General features: G+C 51.7%; 42 protein-coding genes. 26 read left to right on the top strand and 16 right to left on the bottom strand.

The genetic code is table 11. The annotated features are described in order from the left end of the window. Positions 1–5: 5 nt before the first annotated feature. From BJP61_RS12205 to BJP61_RS12135, 15 genes are all read right to left on the bottom strand, one after another. Positions 6–254 carry an excisionase family protein gene (locus BJP61_RS12205; protein WP_032804352.1) on the bottom strand — a complete coding sequence of 83 codons (249 nt, stop codon included), beginning with the start codon at positions 252–254 and terminating at the stop codon, positions 6–8. Between the two features lie 734 nt (positions 255–988). Continuing rightward, positions 989–1213 (bottom strand): hypothetical protein, encoded by a 225-nt coding sequence (locus tag BJP61_RS12200; protein ID WP_171998449.1) that lies wholly within the window; start codon positions 1211–1213, stop codon positions 989–991. Between the two features lie 80 nt (positions 1214–1293). Beyond that, complete coding sequence (locus BJP61_RS12195; RefSeq protein ID WP_171998448.1) at positions 1294–1536, bottom strand: transcription factor; 243 nt, start codon at positions 1534–1536, stop codon at positions 1294–1296. Between the two features lie 91 nt (positions 1537–1627). Further along, entirely contained in the window at positions 1628–1852 is a 225-nt protein-coding gene (locus tag BJP61_RS12190; RefSeq protein ID WP_171997504.1) for a hypothetical protein, read from the bottom strand. A gap of 1 nt (position 1853) precedes the next feature. Then, complete coding sequence (locus BJP61_RS21560; protein ID WP_181954715.1) at positions 1854–2198, bottom strand: hypothetical protein; 345 nt, start codon at positions 2196–2198, stop codon at positions 1854–1856. Beyond that, positions 2191–2475: a hypothetical protein gene (locus BJP61_RS12180; RefSeq protein ID WP_105739360.1), complete on the bottom strand. Its 285-nt coding sequence runs from the start codon at positions 2473–2475 to the stop codon at positions 2191–2193. The genes BJP61_RS21560 and BJP61_RS12180 overlap by 8 nt, the downstream gene beginning before the upstream one ends. Continuing rightward, on the bottom strand, positions 2472–2633 hold the full coding sequence (locus BJP61_RS12175) for a DUF2737 family protein (RefSeq protein ID WP_171998447.1): 162 nt from the start codon (positions 2631–2633) through the stop codon (positions 2472–2474). The genes BJP61_RS12180 and BJP61_RS12175 overlap by 4 nt, the downstream gene beginning before the upstream one ends. A gap of 10 nt (positions 2634–2643) precedes the next feature. Continuing rightward, complete coding sequence (locus BJP61_RS12170) at positions 2644–2949, bottom strand: hypothetical protein (RefSeq protein WP_171997501.1); 306 nt, start codon at positions 2947–2949, stop codon at positions 2644–2646. Positions 2950–2972: 23 nt separating this feature from the next. Next, positions 2973–3350: a hypothetical protein gene (locus BJP61_RS12165; protein WP_171998446.1), complete on the bottom strand. Its 378-nt coding sequence runs from the start codon at positions 3348–3350 to the stop codon at positions 2973–2975. Further along, positions 3350–3961 (bottom strand): ERF family protein, encoded by a 612-nt coding sequence (locus BJP61_RS12160; RefSeq protein WP_171998445.1) that lies wholly within the window; start codon positions 3959–3961, stop codon positions 3350–3352. The genes BJP61_RS12165 and BJP61_RS12160 overlap by 1 nt, the downstream gene beginning before the upstream one ends. A gap of 7 nt (positions 3962–3968) precedes the next feature. Beyond that, positions 3969–4154, bottom strand: a complete 186-nt coding sequence (locus BJP61_RS12155) for a hypothetical protein (protein ID WP_012125672.1) — start codon at positions 4152–4154, stop codon at positions 3969–3971. Positions 4155–4244: 90 nt separating this feature from the next. Next, positions 4245–4400 (bottom strand): host cell division inhibitory peptide Kil, encoded by a 156-nt coding sequence (locus BJP61_RS12150; RefSeq protein WP_171998444.1) that lies wholly within the window; start codon positions 4398–4400, stop codon positions 4245–4247. Beyond that, positions 4379–4510: a protease FtsH-inhibitory lysogeny factor CIII gene (locus BJP61_RS12145; protein WP_029464155.1), complete on the bottom strand. Its 132-nt coding sequence runs from the start codon at positions 4508–4510 to the stop codon at positions 4379–4381. The genes BJP61_RS12150 and BJP61_RS12145 overlap by 22 nt, the downstream gene beginning before the upstream one ends. Before the next feature lie 401 nt (positions 4511–4911). After that, positions 4912–5073: a hypothetical protein gene (locus BJP61_RS12140; protein WP_165608639.1), complete on the bottom strand. Its 162-nt coding sequence runs from the start codon at positions 5071–5073 to the stop codon at positions 4912–4914. Between the two features lie 8 nt (positions 5074–5081). Continuing rightward, entirely contained in the window at positions 5082–5417 is a 336-nt protein-coding gene (locus tag BJP61_RS12135; protein WP_171998443.1) for a hypothetical protein, read from the bottom strand. A 36-nt stretch (positions 5418–5453) separates the two neighbouring features. Between BJP61_RS12135 and BJP61_RS12130 the strand changes: the two genes are divergently transcribed. After that, the gene (locus BJP61_RS12130) at positions 5454–5723 is read left to right on the top strand and encodes a hypothetical protein (protein WP_171997499.1); all 270 of its coding nucleotides are present in this window, start codon (positions 5454–5456) and stop codon (positions 5721–5723) included. A gap of 133 nt (positions 5724–5856) precedes the next feature. Here BJP61_RS12130 and BJP61_RS12125 read toward each other — a convergent pair whose 3' ends face one another. Next, on the bottom strand, positions 5857–6519 hold the full coding sequence (locus tag BJP61_RS12125; RefSeq protein ID WP_012125662.1) for a LexA family transcriptional regulator: 663 nt from the start codon (positions 6517–6519) through the stop codon (positions 5857–5859). 117 nt (positions 6520–6636) lie between these two features. Here BJP61_RS12125 and BJP61_RS12120 point away from each other — a divergent pair, with 117 nt between their 5' ends. The 25 genes from BJP61_RS12120 (at position 6637) to BJP61_RS21555 (ending at position 18492) form a co-directional block, all read left to right on the top strand. Further along, positions 6637–6852 (top strand): helix-turn-helix transcriptional regulator, encoded by a 216-nt coding sequence (locus BJP61_RS12120; protein WP_041460603.1) that lies wholly within the window; start codon positions 6637–6639, stop codon positions 6850–6852. 112 nt (positions 6853–6964) lie between these two features. After that, positions 6965–7243: a lambda phage CII family protein gene (locus tag BJP61_RS12115; RefSeq protein WP_146378952.1), complete on the top strand. Its 279-nt coding sequence runs from the start codon at positions 6965–6967 to the stop codon at positions 7241–7243. 186 nt (positions 7244–7429) lie between these two features. Next, positions 7430–8341 carry a DNA replication protein gene (locus tag BJP61_RS12110; RefSeq protein ID WP_171998442.1) on the top strand — a complete coding sequence of 304 codons (912 nt, stop codon included), beginning with the start codon at positions 7430–7432 and terminating at the stop codon, positions 8339–8341. After that, a complete protein-coding gene (locus tag BJP61_RS12105) occupies positions 8331–9731 on the top strand; it encodes a DnaB-like helicase C-terminal domain-containing protein (RefSeq protein WP_171998441.1) in 1401 nt (466 codons plus the stop codon). The genes BJP61_RS12110 and BJP61_RS12105 overlap by 11 nt, the downstream gene beginning before the upstream one ends. Positions 9732–9954: 223 nt before the next feature. Next, positions 9955–10197: a hypothetical protein gene (locus tag BJP61_RS12100; RefSeq protein WP_171998440.1), complete on the top strand. Its 243-nt coding sequence runs from the start codon at positions 9955–9957 to the stop codon at positions 10195–10197. Then, complete coding sequence (locus tag BJP61_RS12095) at positions 10194–11174, top strand: DUF551 domain-containing protein (RefSeq protein ID WP_171998439.1); 981 nt, start codon at positions 10194–10196, stop codon at positions 11172–11174. Before BJP61_RS12100 ends, BJP61_RS12095 begins: the two co-directional genes overlap by 4 nt. Before the next feature lie 147 nt (positions 11175–11321). Continuing rightward, positions 11322–11792: a winged helix-turn-helix domain-containing protein gene (locus tag BJP61_RS12090; RefSeq protein WP_255485163.1), complete on the top strand. Its 471-nt coding sequence runs from the start codon at positions 11322–11324 to the stop codon at positions 11790–11792. A gap of 1 nt (position 11793) precedes the next feature. Further along, positions 11794–11937, top strand: a complete 144-nt coding sequence (locus tag BJP61_RS12085) for a hypothetical protein (protein WP_007706486.1) — start codon at positions 11794–11796, stop codon at positions 11935–11937. Further along, positions 11930–12205, top strand: a complete 276-nt coding sequence (locus BJP61_RS12080; RefSeq protein WP_255485162.1) for a hypothetical protein — start codon at positions 11930–11932, stop codon at positions 12203–12205. The genes BJP61_RS12085 and BJP61_RS12080 overlap by 8 nt, the downstream gene beginning before the upstream one ends. Continuing rightward, on the top strand, positions 12205–12390 hold the full coding sequence (locus tag BJP61_RS12075) for a hypothetical protein (protein ID WP_171998438.1): 186 nt from the start codon (positions 12205–12207) through the stop codon (positions 12388–12390). Before BJP61_RS12080 ends, BJP61_RS12075 begins: the two co-directional genes overlap by 1 nt. Continuing rightward, on the top strand, positions 12362–12772 hold the full coding sequence (locus tag BJP61_RS12070; protein WP_171998437.1) for a recombination protein NinB: 411 nt from the start codon (positions 12362–12364) through the stop codon (positions 12770–12772). Before BJP61_RS12075 ends, BJP61_RS12070 begins: the two co-directional genes overlap by 29 nt. After that, positions 12769–12951, top strand: coding sequence for a NinE family protein (locus tag BJP61_RS12065; RefSeq protein ID WP_171998436.1), 183 nt, complete (start codon positions 12769–12771; stop codon positions 12949–12951). The genes BJP61_RS12070 and BJP61_RS12065 overlap by 4 nt, the downstream gene beginning before the upstream one ends. Beyond that, on the top strand, positions 12941–13165 hold the full coding sequence (locus BJP61_RS12060; RefSeq protein ID WP_171998435.1) for a hypothetical protein: 225 nt from the start codon (positions 12941–12943) through the stop codon (positions 13163–13165). Before BJP61_RS12065 ends, BJP61_RS12060 begins: the two co-directional genes overlap by 11 nt. After that, positions 13165–13515 carry a phage protein NinX family protein gene (locus BJP61_RS12055; protein ID WP_171998434.1) on the top strand — a complete coding sequence of 117 codons (351 nt, stop codon included), beginning with the start codon at positions 13165–13167 and terminating at the stop codon, positions 13513–13515. The genes BJP61_RS12060 and BJP61_RS12055 overlap by 1 nt, the downstream gene beginning before the upstream one ends. Further along, positions 13508–13690, top strand: a complete 183-nt coding sequence (locus tag BJP61_RS12050; RefSeq protein WP_171998433.1) for a protein NinF — start codon at positions 13508–13510, stop codon at positions 13688–13690. The genes BJP61_RS12055 and BJP61_RS12050 overlap by 8 nt, the downstream gene beginning before the upstream one ends. Beyond that, positions 13668–13949, top strand: coding sequence for a hypothetical protein (locus tag BJP61_RS21735; protein ID WP_075198475.1), 282 nt, complete (start codon positions 13668–13670; stop codon positions 13947–13949). Before BJP61_RS12050 ends, BJP61_RS21735 begins: the two co-directional genes overlap by 23 nt. Next, positions 13946–14341, top strand: coding sequence for a crossover junction endodeoxyribonuclease RusA (locus BJP61_RS12045; RefSeq protein ID WP_171998432.1), 396 nt, complete (start codon positions 13946–13948; stop codon positions 14339–14341). Before BJP61_RS21735 ends, BJP61_RS12045 begins: the two co-directional genes overlap by 4 nt. A 211-nt stretch (positions 14342–14552) precedes the next feature. Then, on the top strand, positions 14553–14810 hold the full coding sequence (locus BJP61_RS12040) for a hypothetical protein (RefSeq protein WP_171998431.1): 258 nt from the start codon (positions 14553–14555) through the stop codon (positions 14808–14810). After that, complete coding sequence (locus tag BJP61_RS12035) at positions 14807–14986, top strand: hypothetical protein (protein WP_171998430.1); 180 nt, start codon at positions 14807–14809, stop codon at positions 14984–14986. The genes BJP61_RS12040 and BJP61_RS12035 overlap by 4 nt, the downstream gene beginning before the upstream one ends. Beyond that, positions 14983–15747, top strand: a complete 765-nt coding sequence (locus BJP61_RS12030) for an antitermination protein (protein ID WP_171998429.1) — start codon at positions 14983–14985, stop codon at positions 15745–15747. Before BJP61_RS12035 ends, BJP61_RS12030 begins: the two co-directional genes overlap by 4 nt. 559 nt (positions 15748–16306) lie before the next feature. After that, entirely contained in the window at positions 16307–16552 is a 246-nt protein-coding gene (locus BJP61_RS12025) for a phage holin (RefSeq protein ID WP_032986368.1), read from the top strand. A 2-nt stretch (positions 16553–16554) separates the two neighbouring features. After that, complete coding sequence (locus BJP61_RS12020) at positions 16555–17058, top strand: lysozyme (protein WP_105605628.1); 504 nt, start codon at positions 16555–16557, stop codon at positions 17056–17058. After that, positions 17048–17509 (top strand): lysis protein, encoded by a 462-nt coding sequence (locus tag BJP61_RS12015; protein WP_171998428.1) that lies wholly within the window; start codon positions 17048–17050, stop codon positions 17507–17509. Before BJP61_RS12020 ends, BJP61_RS12015 begins: the two co-directional genes overlap by 11 nt. A gap of 130 nt (positions 17510–17639) precedes the next feature. Next, positions 17640–17879, top strand: coding sequence for a DUF2560 family protein (locus BJP61_RS12010; protein ID WP_171998427.1), 240 nt, complete (start codon positions 17640–17642; stop codon positions 17877–17879). Position 17880: 1 nt separating this feature from the next. Next, positions 17881–18492 carry a hypothetical protein gene (locus tag BJP61_RS21555; protein WP_181954714.1) on the top strand — a complete coding sequence of 204 codons (612 nt, stop codon included), beginning with the start codon at positions 17881–17883 and terminating at the stop codon, positions 18490–18492. Positions 18493–18520: the final 28 nt, after the last annotated feature.

Genomic DNA, 18520 nt, shown 5'->3' with positions numbered 1-18520 from the left:
GGTATTTAAGCAGATTTCTGGCGGGGAATCGCTGGCCGCTGACGCTCAACCCATGCGTCGACTTCATGCCGGTTGTAGAGAATAGGGGAGTTGTCCTTGGGCTGGCAGTCGCCTGAGTAGTGCCGGTACTCCTTACCCTCCATCCATGACTTCTCGCGCGCTGACTTGATGGCGTTTTTCGTCAGTCCGGTGATCGCCATCAGTACTTCTTCGGATACCCATTTGTTGGGGACAAGCTGAATCACTTCATTCATTCGATTATCTCCAGGCGTAAAAAAGCCGCCATCAGGCGGCGTTTGTAGACTTCACTTCTTTACTGATTACCTTGTAGAGGTAATGGCTGTGCGCTTCATGACACGACGACTTCTTTTCAACCATCGCATCAGCGTCCTTTTTGCTCTCAAAGACAGCAACCACTTCGTAACCAGTGCCATTCCTGCCTATCTTGTAAACAATATGAACTCTCTGATTCTGGGCTCTCATATTCGCTCCAATAAAAAACCCGCCTAAGCGGGTCATGGTGTTAACTCAAAATTGTCATCCCACGGCGGGAATGTCTGCATCCTTCCATGCGACATGATGTATTCCGATGCTGCGGTCATCGAACATGGTTTCTCGAACTCCAGCATAAACACATCATCGTATGCTTTTCCTAGCCACCACCCACCGCCGTATTCCTTTCCACGCTGAATGAGCACCCATCTCCCGGGAGTAATGCGGTGATGTATCTCTCCGCGATAGATAATCAGATAGTCCGAGTCTTTGCTCATGACACACCCCAAAATAACTGTATTTATATACAGTAAATTGAGGTTGGCGGGCTGTCAATTCGTGGCGCTATCGGATGCTGATTTAGGCGTCTCGGCATGTATTTTCTGCTGCTAGCATTCTGCGGATTCATCAATCGGAGCTACAAAATGCATGTGGCTTCCAGAACGAATGGCGTAAAAAAAACCTGCTTAAGCAGGTTTGTTTTTATGGGTGACAGTTAACTTTCTCTAAGGATTTTTTCTATATCTTCCTTCGGCAAATCGCGGTCTGAAAGACAGATTAAATACTCTTTTCCATCAAGCTCATATGTGCTTATTGGAATTGTTAGATGTGTGGTGTCAACCCCATTGAAACCACTAAAAGTAACATGCTTATCGCCATCAGCGACGTACGCCACCTTAACTTGCCCATGTGGCAATATACCAATAACTTTTCTATTCATTTACCTTCCTCTTTCTGATAAATCAAGCAGCGCCTTTCGGGAGAATCCTAGGGTTATATTGCAGTGTGATGATGAAAGAATCAGATTTTTGAAGTATCCAGACCAGCTGATTTTAGTCGATTAATAATGTTGCGCATTTTCCCTATCTCGGCAGTATAAGAATGGCCTATCCCTAGCTCTTCGCAGATCGCCTTTCTGTCAACGTTACGTAATTCATCGGCATATTTTAGCAACTGTAAGTGAAGCTCAGCAGTCTTCTCTCGCTCAGGAGCTTTGCTGCGAGCTGCTCTGATTGCTGCGTAAATCTTCTGCTCATTCGTCATTTTTATGTCTCCTTATGAGCTTTTATTTTTACCTCCTTACCTAATCACACACAAGCTTATCCACTGCCATCTGCTTTCAGGTTTGCTGCGCTCACAATTTCACCTCTACATCAATCTCAAGTCCATTTGGCACCTTAACTTCGATAATGTCGTTTTTGACGAAGTAAGACAGAGGCTCACTTTCCTCCTGAAGAAACAGCGTCGTGCGCTCGCCAAGATAATTTACTTTCCTGACTCGATAGTACTCATCGAAAACAGAAAGCACGGTATTCGGGCCAATCTCATCAGCGCGGACCTTTTTTAGATGCCTTATCATCTCACTCACCCCCTGTCTCAAGATTGATGCCCGACTCAAGCTCAGCGATGCGCTTCTGCGCGGCTTCCAGCGCTGCTATCAGCTCAAGCACGGCGGCGGGGTTGGCGGCCCGTAAATACTCTTCTGCCGCACCGTGGTGCTCGCCAATGCCGTAAAACAGAACACCGAGCGCTACGCCGTCGATATTACAGAAGTCGGCGTCTACGTCGACATGACCTTCTCCGCAACACACTGGACACTCCACGCACTCGTCTTCGCGTTGTATTTCAGCAGAATCCAGATTAAGCGCCGTAGCTGCCAGCGCCGCCGCTTTCAGTGTTGCCATCAGTTCGTTGGTGTTAGTCATGGGCGGCCTCCGATTTTTTCCTTGCGTTGAAGCGCGGAACCGACTCCATCTCGACTAAGAACGTGCCCACGCTTTTGCCGTCTACAAAAAGCTCGATCTCCATAGGCCATGAAGATTCCCAGCCATCATGGTTATCGTAGAAATCAAGCGCCGCATCCTGCGCTAAGCTCTCGAAATACCACTCATGAGTGGTTTCATCGATATGCTGGGGATCAAGGTAATATGCATCCTCAGGAAATACCCCTTCATCAATCACTACATACTGGATAGTGCTCATGCGGCACCGCCTTTACGCAGCCAGCGGTTGAGGTATTTGTTGTTATTCACAGAGCCGAAGCTATTGCGCGCCATTAACTCTTCGCGGCTCGGCATCGGCTGAGATTTGACGCGAGCGGCCAGCTCGCTTGGTGTGATAAGCGGGTCATGTGTAATCATGATTGACTCCTTAATCGCTACGAACGTGACCGTAGCGACCGAGGAATCGGCGCATACGGTTATCTGTTTCTTCAGGGCGGCGAGGGCCGGTGGTAACGAATCCGGGCATAAACGATGCCGCGAGGTTGTCGTCCCACAGCTGCCGGTCGGCCAGCGCATCAGCCTGGCGTGTCATACGAGCTTCCTTGCTCTCGGTTTCGTACTGATTCCCTATGGTCTCTTGCAGGTGTGCTTTGATGCGCGCCAGCACCTCTTCTTTGGTGCCGGAGCGTTTTGGCGGGCGGGCATATCCCGCCCCGGGAAGAGGTGATGACATTTTGTTGGCCTTATTGGGTTAAATCAGAAGGGGATTGAATCGTCGAACTGCTCTGAGCTAGAAGTTGTTTGCGATGGCTGCTGCTGGCCTGAAGAAGCAAAGCCAATCTTTGCATTCTGAAGCTCAAGCGTGATGGTTTGCCCATTGCTTCCCTGGTAAGCATCAACCTTAATGCTGTCGCCAGTTAACTCCACGATAGACCCTTCAACCAACACGCTGCGGTAGTAATCCGCTTGCGGACCCGGCTTGGCAAACACAGCGGCGCTGTAGTTCGTCCACTCCTTTTTCTTGGACTGCCTGTCGTAATACTGAACGCCTGCGCGGACATTAAATCCGATGCTTTCGCCTGCCTGAAACTCCCTGGCTGGTTTGTTGAGTTTTACTGTTATTGAGTGCGCCATTACGCTTCCATCCCTTCAAGTTCATCTTTGCGAATGTTGTAAATGTCCTGAGCCTTTTGCTGCTCAGGCGTACCTTCCAGCATCTTCCACGCCTTAGCGAAGGCTCCCTTAAGCTCTGCGACGCTATTTTTTGCAGATGCGGCCTCAGTAAACGCTTTTAAAACCTGCTCGGGCGAGGCATGCTTTTTAGCCGTCGCGTTGCTTTCCTGCCTGGATTGCTGCTGTTTATGCTCGTCAGTATCCGCATCCTTTGCGTCATCAATGCCAAACAGCCCGTTAAGGCAGTACTTGCGAGCATATGAGCTTGTCGCGCCGGTAACCTGTGCTGCGTCCATTCCTTTTTTGCTTTCCTCCTCGCGAGCCATTGCAGTGGCGGTGTGGCAGCTTTCGCCATCAGTAATAGTCGCCACGGCCTTCACGTAATGGCGATCACCAATAAGCACGATCTCATCGCTTATTGAGAGAAACAGCCCATCCAGAAGCGGCTTAACACCTTCCAGAATGTCCTCGCAGCTACGGTATTTGTATTTGCCGAATGAGTTGTACTGGTTCTTCGGCGCGTTAAGATGGGCCTGTATTTTTGCCAGACGTGCATAAAACTCTTTGCTCATAGAAACCTCAGAACGGCGCAGGGCCGAGTAATTCACGAACGTTCATGCGCTCAAGTTGAGCCGCTAGCAGAGCAAGTTTTTTCTCCCTGCGGTCGCCAGCTCGGCGGTATTCGAGCGCCATCTTGATATATGCTTCACGCCATATCTTGCTGATCGCAATCGTCGACGCGAGACGGGGAGGATTGGTTGTCATGTTCGGACTCCTGCTCTGAGTAATTGTCGAAAATGTCATGGACAAGCCGATAGAACTGCTCATCCGTCATGTCGCGGGGATTGAGATGATTCATTGCGGCCTCCGGTGCCAGGGCATGCTTAACGCGGCTTTCATCTGCTTTGCAGCTTCCAGCCACATGTCGCCGTTACCAAGGAAGCGCGCGATTGCTGCCTTGCTCTGCGCGGCCATAAGGGCCTGATGGTTTACTGTTTGATTGCCGTACATGTCAGCTCCTTAAGCGTTTTGCAGATGCCGCGCATGCGGCGGGTGATGAGGTCGAGTAGCGATTCAGAGCAGCCCACAACAGGCCACCCTGCAAAAGCGAACTGTTGCATGGTGTTATCCTTGGTTAATTGGCATAGCGAAAAGGCCGCGCTAATAAGCAGCCTTGTTGATATGCAGGCGAAAAAAAGCCCTCCGGAGAGGGCAAACAACTTCAGGGGATAATGAGGGTTTCTCCAATAACCAGAACAGGTCTTCGTCTCCTGTAGTGGTTATGATGCGGATTGCATCAGATAACCGACTCCATGAATCGGCTATCGGCTGCTATTCAGCGGGCGCGGTAGTAATCGCTTCGTATTCAACTCCCCACGCCGCAGTTACCCATGAGAGGTTTTCGTGTGCGTTTAAACGTGGTGACCACATCCGCTGCACCCCATTCACGGTACTGATTTCCGTTTCATCACCTGGCCGAACAAATGTGCAATTTGATTTGGTTATTCTTATCCTTTTCCATTCACTCCTCCTCGCCGATGGCTTTAGCTTGCGAGCATTCATCATCAATGTCGTAAATGTCGTGATAGCATTCGTGGCACAGCTCTTCATTACCATCGCCACTGTAAACGGCAACCGCAGCAATCCCTTTGCCGCATACGTCGCATTCGACTTCATCATCCATATCTCACCTCAAATTAATGGAATCGATTTGCCGCGCATTTTCTGATGCGCGTTAATCAAGTGGGTAGGGTGGTTAACCGGCTTGCGATTAGCCGGGTTACGCTTGCGTTCGGTTACTTCCGGCTCCTGATAATCGCGGAGAGCTACGAGCGAAGTGGCTCGGTCAACGCGGCTTGCATGCTTGCGTGATTCTTCCTGAGAAGCGTCAGGAGCCTCGCAACCTAAAATTGAGTCGATGATATTGCCGATAGCGTCACGCTCGATAGCGAGCTTTCTGCGCCGCTCATGACGGCGAGTTTTAGCGTTACCAGCTGATACTGAAGAACCGTATTGGATAACCGTCATGGCTTTGTCCTCGTGTGAAATGGCTTTGGTGATTGGATGGCCGGTGCTGATCTCCGGCGTTGTGGTATCGGTTATTTTGGTTGGCTGCCGGGAGCGGCCGCTGTACCAACCCATATCCCGTCGTATTTTCTCGCCGACATTTCATACCGCTATCAAGCGCTACCGTTAGCGCATCAGCCTGCGCATTCACCCAATCCCAAACCCATCTCGTTTGGTATCTGTTCGCGCTTTGTCAGCGCACCGTCGAAGTTAAAGAGCGATGCCAATCTGTTCCGTTTGGCTACCAGCGTCCTGCTGATGGCCTAACAATACAAAACGTACTGAATATCGTCAATACAAAATGTACTTAAAAATGGCGTAAAAATACGAAGTGTATGTTTTATATTGGAAAATAGTTTTTGCGGGTATTAAAAAACCCGCCGTAGCGGGTTGGGGAATTTTAGAGGCCTTGCCATTTGGCTTCGATGACGACGCCAATTATTCGGCAGTTACCGTCGATGGGGATCATGTGATAGCTGGGGTTAAGTGGTTTCAGGTACTTTTGTCCGGCGTCGACGATATACTTCTTAAATGTCGCCTCGTTCTCAGAGTCCAGCTTTGCCACCACCAGTCGACCGCTCGTTGCCTCAATGGCCGGGTCTACCAGTATCTGCATTCCTTCTGGAATGCTGAGTCCTGACGGCGCTGTCATCGAGTCGCCTCTTACCGTCAACCAGAACGATCGCTCGCTGGCATGAGATGTCGTTTCCGGCCATACCTCTACTTCCTGAAGCTGATATGGCTCCACAGCCTCGCACCAATTTCCTGCGCTCACCCAACTAATCAGAGGGAATCTCCTTACTTCCGTATGAGGGCGTGGATTGGAAACGTTGGCCAGATCGTCACTCGGGTAGTCAACCATACCATCAGAGCTCAGAACCAGCTCCTTCAGTCCGAGCTGCTTCATGATTGCCGCTATATCTTCAATGCTTGGCTCGCGGCGGCCATTCAGCCAATGACCTATCGCACCCTGAGTTTTACCCAGAGCTTCAGCAAGTTTGTCCTGCGTGAGGCCAATCTGTTTCATCCTGGCTTTTGCCAGTTCATTCCACGGTGTTTTCATACGCCGATTATTACGACTTGTATTGACAGTGACAACGCACAAAATGTATTAATCCTCTTGCGTTCTCTCAGTACGGAATGTATTATTGATGCATGTACCATCCTGAGGAGATAACCGATGAGCAATCTTCGGAAAATCCGGGAAACCATGAAGGTCTCCCAAGCCGCACTGGCTGAAAAGGTTGGGTGCACTCAGGGAGCGATTGGACATTACGAATCAGGGCGGCGACATCCGGATTTAAAAATGTGCCGTTCGCTCGTTGAAGCACTCAATAGTTTTGGGGCGAAAGTTCAACTGGACGATGTATTTCCTCCTGAATTGAACGCCGCCTAAGCAGTACCCGCTCTTTATCAATCTGAACCGCCGACAACGCGGTAATTCATTTAAGTGGCAGGCCACACGGTCTGCGTACGTATCTATCTAAACAACAAAGGAAGAATACCGAATGGAACACGCAAATAAACGCAACGAGGCGTTACGCATTGAGAGCGCCTTGCTTAACAAGATCGCAATGATTGGCACAGAGAAAACAGCCGCAGCTGTCGGTGTCGATAAAGCGCAAATAAGTCGATGGAAACGCGACTGGATACCGAAGTTCTCGATGTTACTTGCAGTACTGGAATGGGGTGTCGTGGATGACGAGATGGCCCGTCTTGCTGAGCAGGTAGCGAAGATATTGAGAAATGAAAAAGCCCCGATGAGCGGTAACTCATTCGAGGCTTAGCAAACTGTGTTACGCCAACACAATCAACAGGAGACATTTTAATGCGAAAACGCAGGAAGTACCAGGAAAAAGAAGAGATTCGGCACCCTGAATCACCTGACGGGTTGGTTGTAGCGGCAGCCAATAACAGATCGTTCGCTGAACGGTTCATTGGTGTTTATCGACTGGCTAAGGCAGGAGTGAAGAATGGGCGTCGTTAAATTAGCAGACTACCGGCAGCAAGAACGCCGCGTAAACCAGCAGGAGGCAGCCGGTATGGGGTTTGTCTCTATACACCGCCAGTTTATGGATAGCCGACTCTACAAGGACTCTCAGGCCGTGCATCTTTGGGTGCATCTCATCCTCAAGGCAAACCATGAGGATGCCGTCGTAAACACCGATGTTGGACCCGTCACCGTTGAGCGCGGGCAGATGATTACGGGCCGCCCGACACTGGTCAGCGAAACGTTCATTCCCGACAACAAAGTGAAAAGCCTCCTGCGCAGTTTTGAGGCTAAAGGGATGATTACCGTCACGTCGATGCAGAAGAAATTCAGCCTCATCACCATCGTAAAATATGACGATTTTCAGACTCAAAATTGTCCAACGAATGTCCAAGACTTGTCCAACGCAAACACCAGTAAAAATGCGGCTCTCAGAGCTGTTTGTCCAAGCGATGTCCAACGTTTGTCCATAAACAATAATATAAATAATAACTCATTACCTTTAGGTAATGAGTATGTCGCAAACGAGCCTGAAGAACAGAATCAAAAGCCCGTCGTGCAGAAGCCAAAAATTTCCTGCGAAGAAGTCTGGCAATGCCTGAAAGATGAATTGCCAGAAGCCAGGGGGTGGAGATGCCTCACTGATGAGCGTCGTAACCTCATCCGCACCTTCTGGGGCAAGGCGAACAAGATCGCCCGCAATCTGGATGGCAAGCCTCTCGACATGGAAGGCTTCAGGGGATACCTGAAATACATCAGCGAAAACTGCCGCTGGATGCTGGAAGACCGGCCTGACAAGAAGACCGGCAGGACGTGGCGCCGCATGAAGTTTGACAGCTTCCTGAACTCCAAGCTCTACATCGAAGTGCGTGAGGGTGATCGCGATGACCGATGACATCAAAACCCCGCCATGTAACTACGAAGCTGAACAGGCCGTTCTCGGCTCAGTGATGGTCGCCCCGGACAGCGACAACGTCCAGAAGGTTCTCGGCTTCCTTAATGCGGATATGTTCTACAGCAGGCAGCACGGCAGAATCTTCGCAGCGTTGCAGGGGCTGAACGCCAAAGGCAAAGCGCTGGATATGCTGACGCTTTCAGACGCACTGGAGATGCAGGGAGAGCTTGAGCAGGTAGGCGGATTCGCTTACCTGGCAGACATATCCCGAAACACGCCAAGTGCAGCTAACGTCATGCACTACGCCAATGTCGTGAAGGACAAATCGACCGAGCGCATGGCAATCGAGCAGGCAACGCAGATGCTTGAGGTGCTCTACTCGCGCTCAGGAATGACGACCGCACAGAAGCTGGAAGCGGTGCAGGCGCTGGCGATGAAGGTCGATGACAAAGCCAAAACCGGCAATCATCGCGGCCTGATGACGTTCAGGGATGCATTCAACAAGTGGACTTATCAGGTCGGTGAGCGACTGGAAGGCAACCCGTCATCGGTAGGCCTGACATCGGGGATTGAAGCGCTGGACGAAATGCTGGAGCCCAAGCGAATCGTACGCGGATCTCTTTTCGTTGTCGGCGCGCGGCCAAAGATGGGTAAGACCACGGTATACCAGAAAATGGCTATCCACTGCGCGCTGGTAGAAAACCTGCCAACCCTCGCGTTCAGCCTCGAAATGCCAACCGAGCAGCTCGTAGAGCGAATCATCTCGCAGCACTCCCGCGTGAAGTCGGATGTGTTTTACCAGAATGGCTACAACGAAAACCAGTTCGCCCAGGCACTCGCTATGGGTACGCAGATTGCCGACAGCAACAACCTGTACATCGACGACACGCCGGGCCTGTCTCTGGCTCACATCGTCTCCGAGTCGCGCCGCATTAAGCGCGAGCGCGGCGAGGTGGGGATGGTACTTGTCGACTACCTGACGCTCATGGCTGCCGAGAAGGCGGATACCGAGTCTCAGGCGTACGGCATCATCACCAAAGGTCTCAAGATACTGGCTAAAGAGCTTAACTGCGTTGTCGTGCTTCTGACGCAGCTCAACCGTGGTTCCGAGGCTCGCGCCAATAAGCGACCGCAGCCGAGCGACTCACGCTCTACCGGCCAGATTGAGCAGGACTGTGATTACTGGGTCGGTATCTATCGCGAGAATGAGGATGACGACACGGTTAATCCGGCAGAAACAGAGTTGCTTTTGCGACTCAACCGCCACGGCAACACAGGCACTGTTTACGTTGAGCAGCGCAACGGCATTCTTTACGACGTCGACCAGCAAGAGGCGCGTTTCCGCAAGGAAGAGCGCGAGCGCAAACCGAATAAGAAAGGGGGATTTTGATGGTCGTCAGTGGATATTCAATGGAGCTTTATTGCGATTGCCAATCCTGTGAAGAGTACCGATCGCAACCTGAAGCGGCATCGACGCGAATAGGCTTCGATGAGTACGGCGGAGAGACGTTCAGAGATTGCCTGAGGGAAGCAAAGAAAGGCGGCTGGCGTTTCACTAATGACAACCTTAAATGTTACGCACCGGGCCACGCCATGCGTGCGGAGGATTAACCATGAGCAAGGCAACCACAACGGCGGCGCTACAGAGCGCAGCGCTGAAGGAGTTCTCTGCGCGAAATCAGCGCTACTGGTCAGCATCAAGCCTGCCGACGCGCGAGAAGGTAAAGCACCGGAAGCCGCTTAAAGCATACCGCCGCGACCGGGTAATGAACGCCATACTGCGACGGGATATCAACCGTAAGATTGAATCAGCTCGCAACGAAATCATCGCCAGCATTGAAGGTAAGAAATCATGAGCACTATTAGCAATGTAACCCGTTATCGCGCAGGTCTTGATGAAGACGGCATCGTCTGTCACCGAGAGAAGGAAGATGGCAGGTGGGTTAAGTACGAGGATTACGAGCAGCTTGAGAAAGAGCTTCTGGCGCTGCGCAAAGAGCGTGAGCGGGCGGAGCCTGTTGAGCATGAATCGCACATCAGGAGAGAGGTCAACGTTGGCGGAAATACGTGGGTTCAGTGCTCAACACAGGCATTCGAAAGAGAGAAGGCGAGAGGCGCTATATGTAGAGTGCTTTACGAATCACCGCCCGCACCTGGTGTTCCCGCCGCTTACGAAATTGATTCTAACGCTACTGATTATCACCGTGGATGGAACGCTTGCCGCGCCACTATGCTTCAGTCTGGTAATGACGAGATTGGTTCATGGAGCAACCATAAGAACACGCCGACCGATAAGCCCAAAAGCGAAATGAGACAGGCGGCAGAGCAACTGGTACGCGATACTACAGCGTTGGCTGCAACTCTGAGCGCAGAAGCCGACACCACATCGCACCAGTTCGAATCGCTGGCATGGAGGACTATTGGCGGTAGTGATGGTTTCGAGTGCACTCCGGTAGCTGACCTGTACGAGCTTCTGACCAAGTGTGGCGAGTGTTACGACTATACAACCTCGGCAAAAGTCGCCGCTGACTGGATTAAAGAAGGCTATTCAGCTCGGGAATACGTGAAGCTTGATCGCCTGCAGGAAGCCATGACGCAGGGTTCATCCGGGGAGGATGATGGCTGGATTCCATGCAGCGAGCGGATGCCTGGAATCGGTGAGGCGGTACTAATGCGTATCTCATGTAATGACCACTTTAATATCGAGAGTGGAAAATACAAAGGTGATGGGATGTGGCTGGGCTGTTGGTTTTCCACTTATGGGAAAAAAGGAAGTCCATATCAAGTTGCGCACTGGATGCCTATCCCAGCGGCACCCGAGCCATGCAAATAACCCTCGATGATATTCAGGTAATATCAGCCTACATCGGCACTCCTTACTTCCTCAGCATCGAAACACTCACTAAACAATATCTCAATTCCAGCCTGCTAATTGCTTTGGAAGCGATAAGCCGCGCGAGGTATTGAGCGGAGCAATCCCATGAAAACGATACGAGCCAAAATTCTCGCCATCATGCAGGCAGGGAAGGTTATGACCACGACCGAAATAGCTGACCGGACAGGAAATACGCTTGAGGCTGTGCGCAGCGTACTTAATCGCATGAAGCGCGACGGAGAGCTTACCGGAACCAGCCAGAACCCCAAGCGCTGGCGTCTGGTCGACTCTGTTAACCACAGAGCCGAGCTTATCGCCTGCGTAAAAGAACATGGAGCCGTTACGGCGACTCAGGCCAGCGAAATCACCGGGCTGTCACCTGTTTACTGCATCAACACTATGCGGGTGCTGGAGATGAACGGTGAACTAACACGGAAATCGGTTCGCGCATTGTTACCAGATGGCCGCAAGACGCGGTGCTACGAGTATTACCCGGCACCTGAACGTAAGCCGATTAGCCAGTGCGCGCGGATTAGCCCGTTTGCAAAACTCATCACCTCACGAATTGGAGCCTGATATGAGCGTCCTGATGACTGGATTTACCGGCGCTATGTTTCTGATTGGCGCTATCGCTATGCGGGATGGACTGATGTTCACCAACGCCTGCGTATTCATTTGCTGTTCGTTGTTGCTGGCCAAAGAGGAGAAGCGCCGTGGATAAGAGCAGAGAGCAGTTTGAGGCGTGGTGGTGCCAGTATGCAGACGAACCAATTGAATATGTTGAGGGGCAGCGTTCAACTATTGGTGGGTATTACAACGAGTTTATTGATCGCGCATGGCATGCATGGAAGGCATCGCGTGAAGCGGTAGAGATTGAACTCGATGCCAAAGTGATGGTTGAGGACGAATTCGACAAAGGCCACAACTGCGCCATCGACTACTGCGCTGAGTCTATCAGGGCCGCCGGTCTCAAGGTTAAGGGGGAGTGATGGGCGCATCGGTTTTTGTCGTAAGCATCCCGGGCTTTGAGGGTGATATGGAAGCGGTGGCTGCATTCACCACATATAACAAAGCGAACAAATATCTGAAGAAAAACGGAATAACTTCATGGGCAATTGAAGAGCTCAAACTTGACGAGGAATGCCATGAAACAAACGATATTTCTCAGGGGTAAGTTGCAGCAACAGGAAGCAATAAACTCCATCCTCTCATCACCTCTCGACACCGACCGCCCGGTCACCATCAGAATTACTGACTACAAGCGCAACCTTGACCAGAACGCGAAATTCCACGCGCTCCTGGCAGATATTGCTGCGCAGGTTCAGTGGTGCGGGAAATGGTTACGGCCGGAGCAGTGGAAGGTGCTGCTGATTAGCGGTCACGCCGTAGCGACAAAGCAAGAGGCTGAGGTTGTGCCCGGTCTTGAGGGTGAATACGTAAACATCCGCGAGAGCAGCGCTGAGATGAGCGTTAAGCGCATGTCCAGCCTCATTGAGTACACGATAGCGTGGGCGACCGGGCAGGGCGTCAGATTCACTGACAGGAGGTATATGTGAGGCGACAGCGACGAAGTATTACCGACATAGTCTGCGAAAACTGCATCTACCGCGTTACCCACCGAAAGAAACGAAAGCCAGAAGTATCCCCGTCCGAAATAAAAACCTTCGCGTATACCTCTCACCTTCACGATGTGATGTGGGAGCGCCTGCGCGCCAGGAGGAAACATGACAGCTGAATACGAGTACGCAGAGCGCTTCGCCGATTTGATGGAAGACATGCAGGGCGATGGCGTGGATGCCATGAGCATCCTGATGAATTACCTGATGGGCTTCGTCGAGCAGGCGACTGAAGGTGACGAGGACAAGGGGCTCATCTGGCAACTGGAAGACAAAGAGCTGGTTATCACGATTGAGCCAGTAGACGGCACAAACACAGCGAGGCTGCACTGATGGACTATTCAAAGTTAAGTGATTACGAAATTAATAAACGAGTCGCCATAGCGACGGGGCATAAAAAGTTTAACAGCCTCGGGTGGCAAGGGGCGCAAGAGGATGGATGTAGCGCAGTGGTTGTTCGGGGGCCGATGAGGATTGGTGTTTTTGACCCATGCAACAACACCGCCGACGCATGGCCGATTATTGTCGGTAGCAAGATAAACATCAGGTTCGGTGCAGAGGGAATGCCTTGCGAGGCGCAGTTTATGCAGTATGGGTGTGAGAGTGTAGAGTGTTATCACAATAACCCGCTGCGTGCCGCCATGATTGTTTTCCTCATGATGCAGGAAAGCCAAGATGCTTAACCCCATCCAAACCCAAACCTACGAGCAGCAGAGCATAACAAGGGCTCTCTGCGCAGGGTGCAGCAAGCAGCTGGAGCCGGATGAAACCTACGCATGCGGAGAGTGCATCAACGAGTGGCTTGTGTATCGAGACCCGAACGGAGATATCGCAAATGACGATATTCAGGAGCAATAAATGGCTTCAGGCAGTCAGGGAGATAGATTGCTGCGTTCTGTGTGGCCGGTATGGAGTTCAGGCTGCGCATCGAAACGAAGGGAAGGGAATCGGCCTTAAGGTCGACGACAGCTTAACAGCGGCGCTTTGCCCGTCATGTCATGAGCGCATCGACAACGGCAAAGAACTCAGTCGGGAGGAGCGACGCTCTGAAATGGATCGCGCTATCGTCCTGACGCTGCAAAAGCTAACGCGAGAAGGGAGGGTAACGGTGCGATGAATCAATACCGAATAGTTCTTCCATGGCCGCCCTCAGTCAACAAGTACTGGCGACACTCAAGAGGAATCCACTACATCAGCGATTGGGGTAAGCGATACCGAAGAGAAGTAATCGAAATCATTCAGCAGCACAAGTTAGACATAAAAATCCAACCCCGCATCAAAATCACCATCCACGCAGCACCTCCCGATAACCGCAAACGCGATTTGGACAATCTACCCAAAGCCGTTTTTGACGCACTCACAAGTGCGGGCTTCTGGATGGATGACGGTCAGGTAGACGATATGCGCATCAAGCGCTGTCAGGCGGTTAAAGGCGGAATGCTCGTTTTGGTGGTGACCGAGCTGGGCGGGAAGTTACCCGATATAGCCGAGTTAATGGAGGCAGCATGAAAATAACTTTTAGCGATGAAGGTTCATTCGCCCGCATATGGATTAACGGTCCATTTTGGGAGATCGCAAAAGCCAGGCGTCTTGCTGACGAGGGGTTGCGAGCTTCACCCGTTCAGTCGTGGGAATCGAGAGGTCTGACGTATCAGATAACCCTTTACGGGAAAAACTCTCATGTGCTTCGTGCTTACAAACGAATTACCAAGGTGGCCGTATGAGTGAAGCTAACAGAGAGGTCTGTGAGGAATATCTCGATGCCCTGGTCACGGTGGAGTTGGCCGCCAGACTCGCACAAAAAGACGGACGAAAAGTTAACGGCGCTATCCGCGCAACGGTTAGTGCATTGCTGCCACGACTTAGCGACCGGAAGGTGAAGGGAATATTCACCGGCCTAGCGCGCCAGCCATTCCCGGACGGCGCGCTGAAGATGTTAAGGCGACAACTCGATTCAATGGTGGGGGAGCCAGTATGAGCACAGTAACCAGCATCGCATTAGCTCAGCAGCGCCAGAAGGACCGCGAGATGCTCGAAGATATCGACAATGCGTTGAAGACCAACGATGAGGCGCGCAAGCGACTGGAAGCGATGCGCCGGGAAGTTATCAATCGTCTCGGACTCAATAAGCCTGATGGGGGAAGCGCAGCATGAACCTGGAAAACTCAATCAAATATCACTTTCCAAAATCCACGCTTATAAGTGATTCCCCGAGAGCCACAGCATCAGACGCACTGACCGGCACTGATATCATGGCCGCTCAGGGAATGGTGCAGAATCGCGCGCAAATGGGATTTGCAGCGTTTATGGGGAAAATGGGCGTCAGCAGCAATGACCGTGAGAAAGCTATTGAACTGCTGACCCTGTATGCAATTGAGCGCTGCGATAAGGTAGCCGCCTTACGCAAGCTCGAAAGTGATATTAAGCCAAAGGTAATGCAAGCGCTCGCAACTTACGCCTTTGAGGATTATTCACGCAACGCCGGGAGCACCCGGCAGTGTGAATGCTGCAATGGCGTTGGCTTCATTCATGCGGAAGTCGTGACCATGAAGCACATTGGTCGACCGAATCTGGCGGCCAGAAGGGAGCAGGTGAAAGTGCTGTGCCAGAAGTGCAAAGGGAAAGGGGTAGTCTCGACCGCATGCTCTGACTGCAAGGGACGAGGGAAGGCGATAAATCAGGAGGAGACGGAAAGGCAGGGAATTCCGGTTATATCTGACTGCAAGCGCTGCGGCGGCGTCGGCTATCCTCGACTGCCCTCTACCGAGGCCTTTGCTGCGGTATGCCAAATCACGGATTCCATATCACTCGACACGTGGAAGAAGTCTGTTAAGCCGTTCTACGACGCCCTCATCATCAAGTTTGAAGTGGAAGAATCGTGGGCTGACGCACAGTTACGAGAAGTCACCAGGTGAAAACCGAAAATAGCGCATTAATTTATCGTGCGCTATTTACTTTTCCCGAACCTGCGGATATGATTTCTAACAGTGGAAGTTGCGCACGTTGTTAAGCGCTAAAAACATTAAGCCCTGAGTTAATAGCTCGGGGCTTTTTCGTTTCCGGGAATAAGTTATCTCACGAGTGAGCTTACTCACGGGCACGAGCATTAACGCTGAAAATAAGTTCCCGACAGGTGCGGATTGATTGCCCGCCGTTAGCTCAACGAAACGGAGCCTATAACGATGAGAGTATTGCCAAGTTACGACAGTGACCGCAGTCAGGTATTGCTCTCAATGTTGTGGTAATAACAGGGTCTGTAATGGGTACTCAGCCAAAAAACCTTCCTGTAGGGCGCTGAGCTAAGCAGCACGTAGTGGCCAACCACAACCAAATAACTCCAGATATTCAAGGCTCGCATATCGCGGGCCTTTTTCGTATTAGGCCACAGGCAATCAATCACAGATGAACCCTCGCATCCGATGCCTCGCTGGCCTTTCCTAACTACACCACAGCACTTCCTATCGGAGGTGTGAGATGTCACATATGAGCAAATTAGCTTCTGGCGCAGCTTATGGCGCATCTGCCGGGACGGTGGCTAATGGGTTGCTAACCCGGCTAAGTCCTGACGAGTGGAGCGCAGTAGGCGTTATCGCCGGTATTGTCGTGGCGCTACTGACGTTCGGTATCAACTGGTATTACAAACGAAAAACCACGCTGGCGCAGATTCAGGCGTATGAGCGATGGCCTTCCGCAGCCGGGCAGTTATCAAAGGAGGACTAACGATGGCTATCCCGTCCTCACTGAGAAACAAACTGATTGCCGCAGCGGGTGCAGGCTCGATGGTCATCGCCACGATATTCATTGGTGGCAAGGATGGCGTAGAGGGTCGCAAGTATCAGGCTTACAAGGATGTCGCTGGCGTCTGGACTGTCTGCGACGGCCACACTGGCAACGACATCATTCGCGGCAAGACCTACACCGACAAAGAATGTGATCGGCTTTTGTGGAAAGACCTGCAACCGGCTAAGGCGACCGTAGACAAGCTGGTTAAGGTTCCTCTGAACGAATACCAGCGCGCATCCCTCTACAGCTTTGTCTTCAACGTAGGCGGTGATGCCTTTGCTAAGTCGACTCTTCTCCGCAAGCTCAACAAAGGCGACCAGGAAGGGGCGTGTGAAGAAATGCGCCGTTGGGTCTATGCAGGTGGCATGAAGTGGAAGGGATTGCAGAACCGGAGAGAGATGGAGCGCTCCATGTGCCTGGCGGAAAGTGAAAATGACCTTTAACTGGAAGCTCATCATCTTCGCCGTAATGGCTCTGCTACTGGCAATCGCCATAGTCATCGCCAGTCATTACCGGTCATCGCTCACAGAATCACAGGAGTCTTTAACCAAAGTTAATCGTGAATTAAATCTGGCTAAAGACACTATCACAGATATGCAGACTCGGCAGAGAGATGTTGCAGCCCTTGATGCTAAATACACAGGTGAACTTGCTGATGCGAAAGAAACCATTGAGCGTTTGCGTAGCGATGTCGCTTCTGGCGCTAAACGGCTGCGAGTCTCCGCAAATTGCCCGAGCGGAACCTCCGGCACCGGCAGCCTGGGCGATGCTTCCACCGCCAGACTTACAGACTCCGCTCAACGGGATTATTTCACCCTCAGAGAGCGAATCGAAACAGTAACAAAACAGGTTAACTATCTGCAGGACTACATCCGGCAGCAGTGCCTCAAATAAATTGTGTAACCACGTAAGGATGGTGATCGCAATCTTGCTGACGGGTAAGCCGTAAGTGGGTTAGCCATTCTGTGAAGAACCGCAACTCCTGCGCCACTGGCGTCAGATTAACAACTAACTGGAGCCAATCATGGCAGAAGTAACACAAATGACCGATACGCAGCAGCTCAACCTTGAGCTGTATCGTCTGGTGATGAAAGACACCGCCGCAGCTAAAAAGGCAATCGCATTCGTTGCCGGAAATCAGCTCAAGGCTGAACTGTTCAAAGACGCCTATACGCTGGCTACCGCTGAAACTGGTGTTGTAGCCCGCACTGACAAAGCAATCCAGACCGCAACCGAAGCGCTCGCGCTGTTCGAAGGAGAATAAGATGAGCTATCAACAGCAATGGCCGTCCTACTCTGACGCCAACGGCGTGTATGTATCCGCACTGCCGATTAAGTCTCTCAAACAGGCCGTCGAGGGTTATGCGATCGCAAGCTTTGACGGCAACTATAAAGACCAGATGCTCTCCAGCCAGTTTATGAGCATCTTCCGGCCTGTGGTTGGTGGCTATCTGTTTACCAGCGCATCAGGCGAGTTGCTCTACATGAGCAAGACCGCATTTGAAGCGCAGTACAGTGCGGCCGGCGCTGCAGTAACCTGGGCATCAGTGACTGGTAAGCCTACAACGTTCGCGCCGGTAATTGGCACCACAGCGACAACCGCAATGGCCGGTAACAAAGTGCCGACAAGTACAGATCGCGGTGGTGTACTCCAGCAGTCAGCCATTACCGCCATTACCGACTCATCCGGTGGCACATCTGGCGGTAACACAGTAGCAGCAGTTCCAGCAGCCACAGCAGCGACCACTGACACATCAGCCGCATCCCTGGCGTCGACTAACGCAGCTCTCACTGCGATTAAGAACGACTTCGCCACCCTGTCAGCGAAATACAACGCGCTTCTGGCAGCGGTCAAGGCAGCAGGCATAACGGCCTAATGCAATACACAGCTCATTCACCGAGTGG

This window comes from Cronobacter sp. JZ38 (assembly GCF_008932145.1).
In the GTDB taxonomy this organism is placed as follows: Bacteria; Pseudomonadota; Gammaproteobacteria; order Enterobacterales; family Enterobacteriaceae; genus Cronobacter; species Cronobacter muytjensii.
This window is presented reverse-complemented; position numbering and strand designations above follow the sequence as displayed.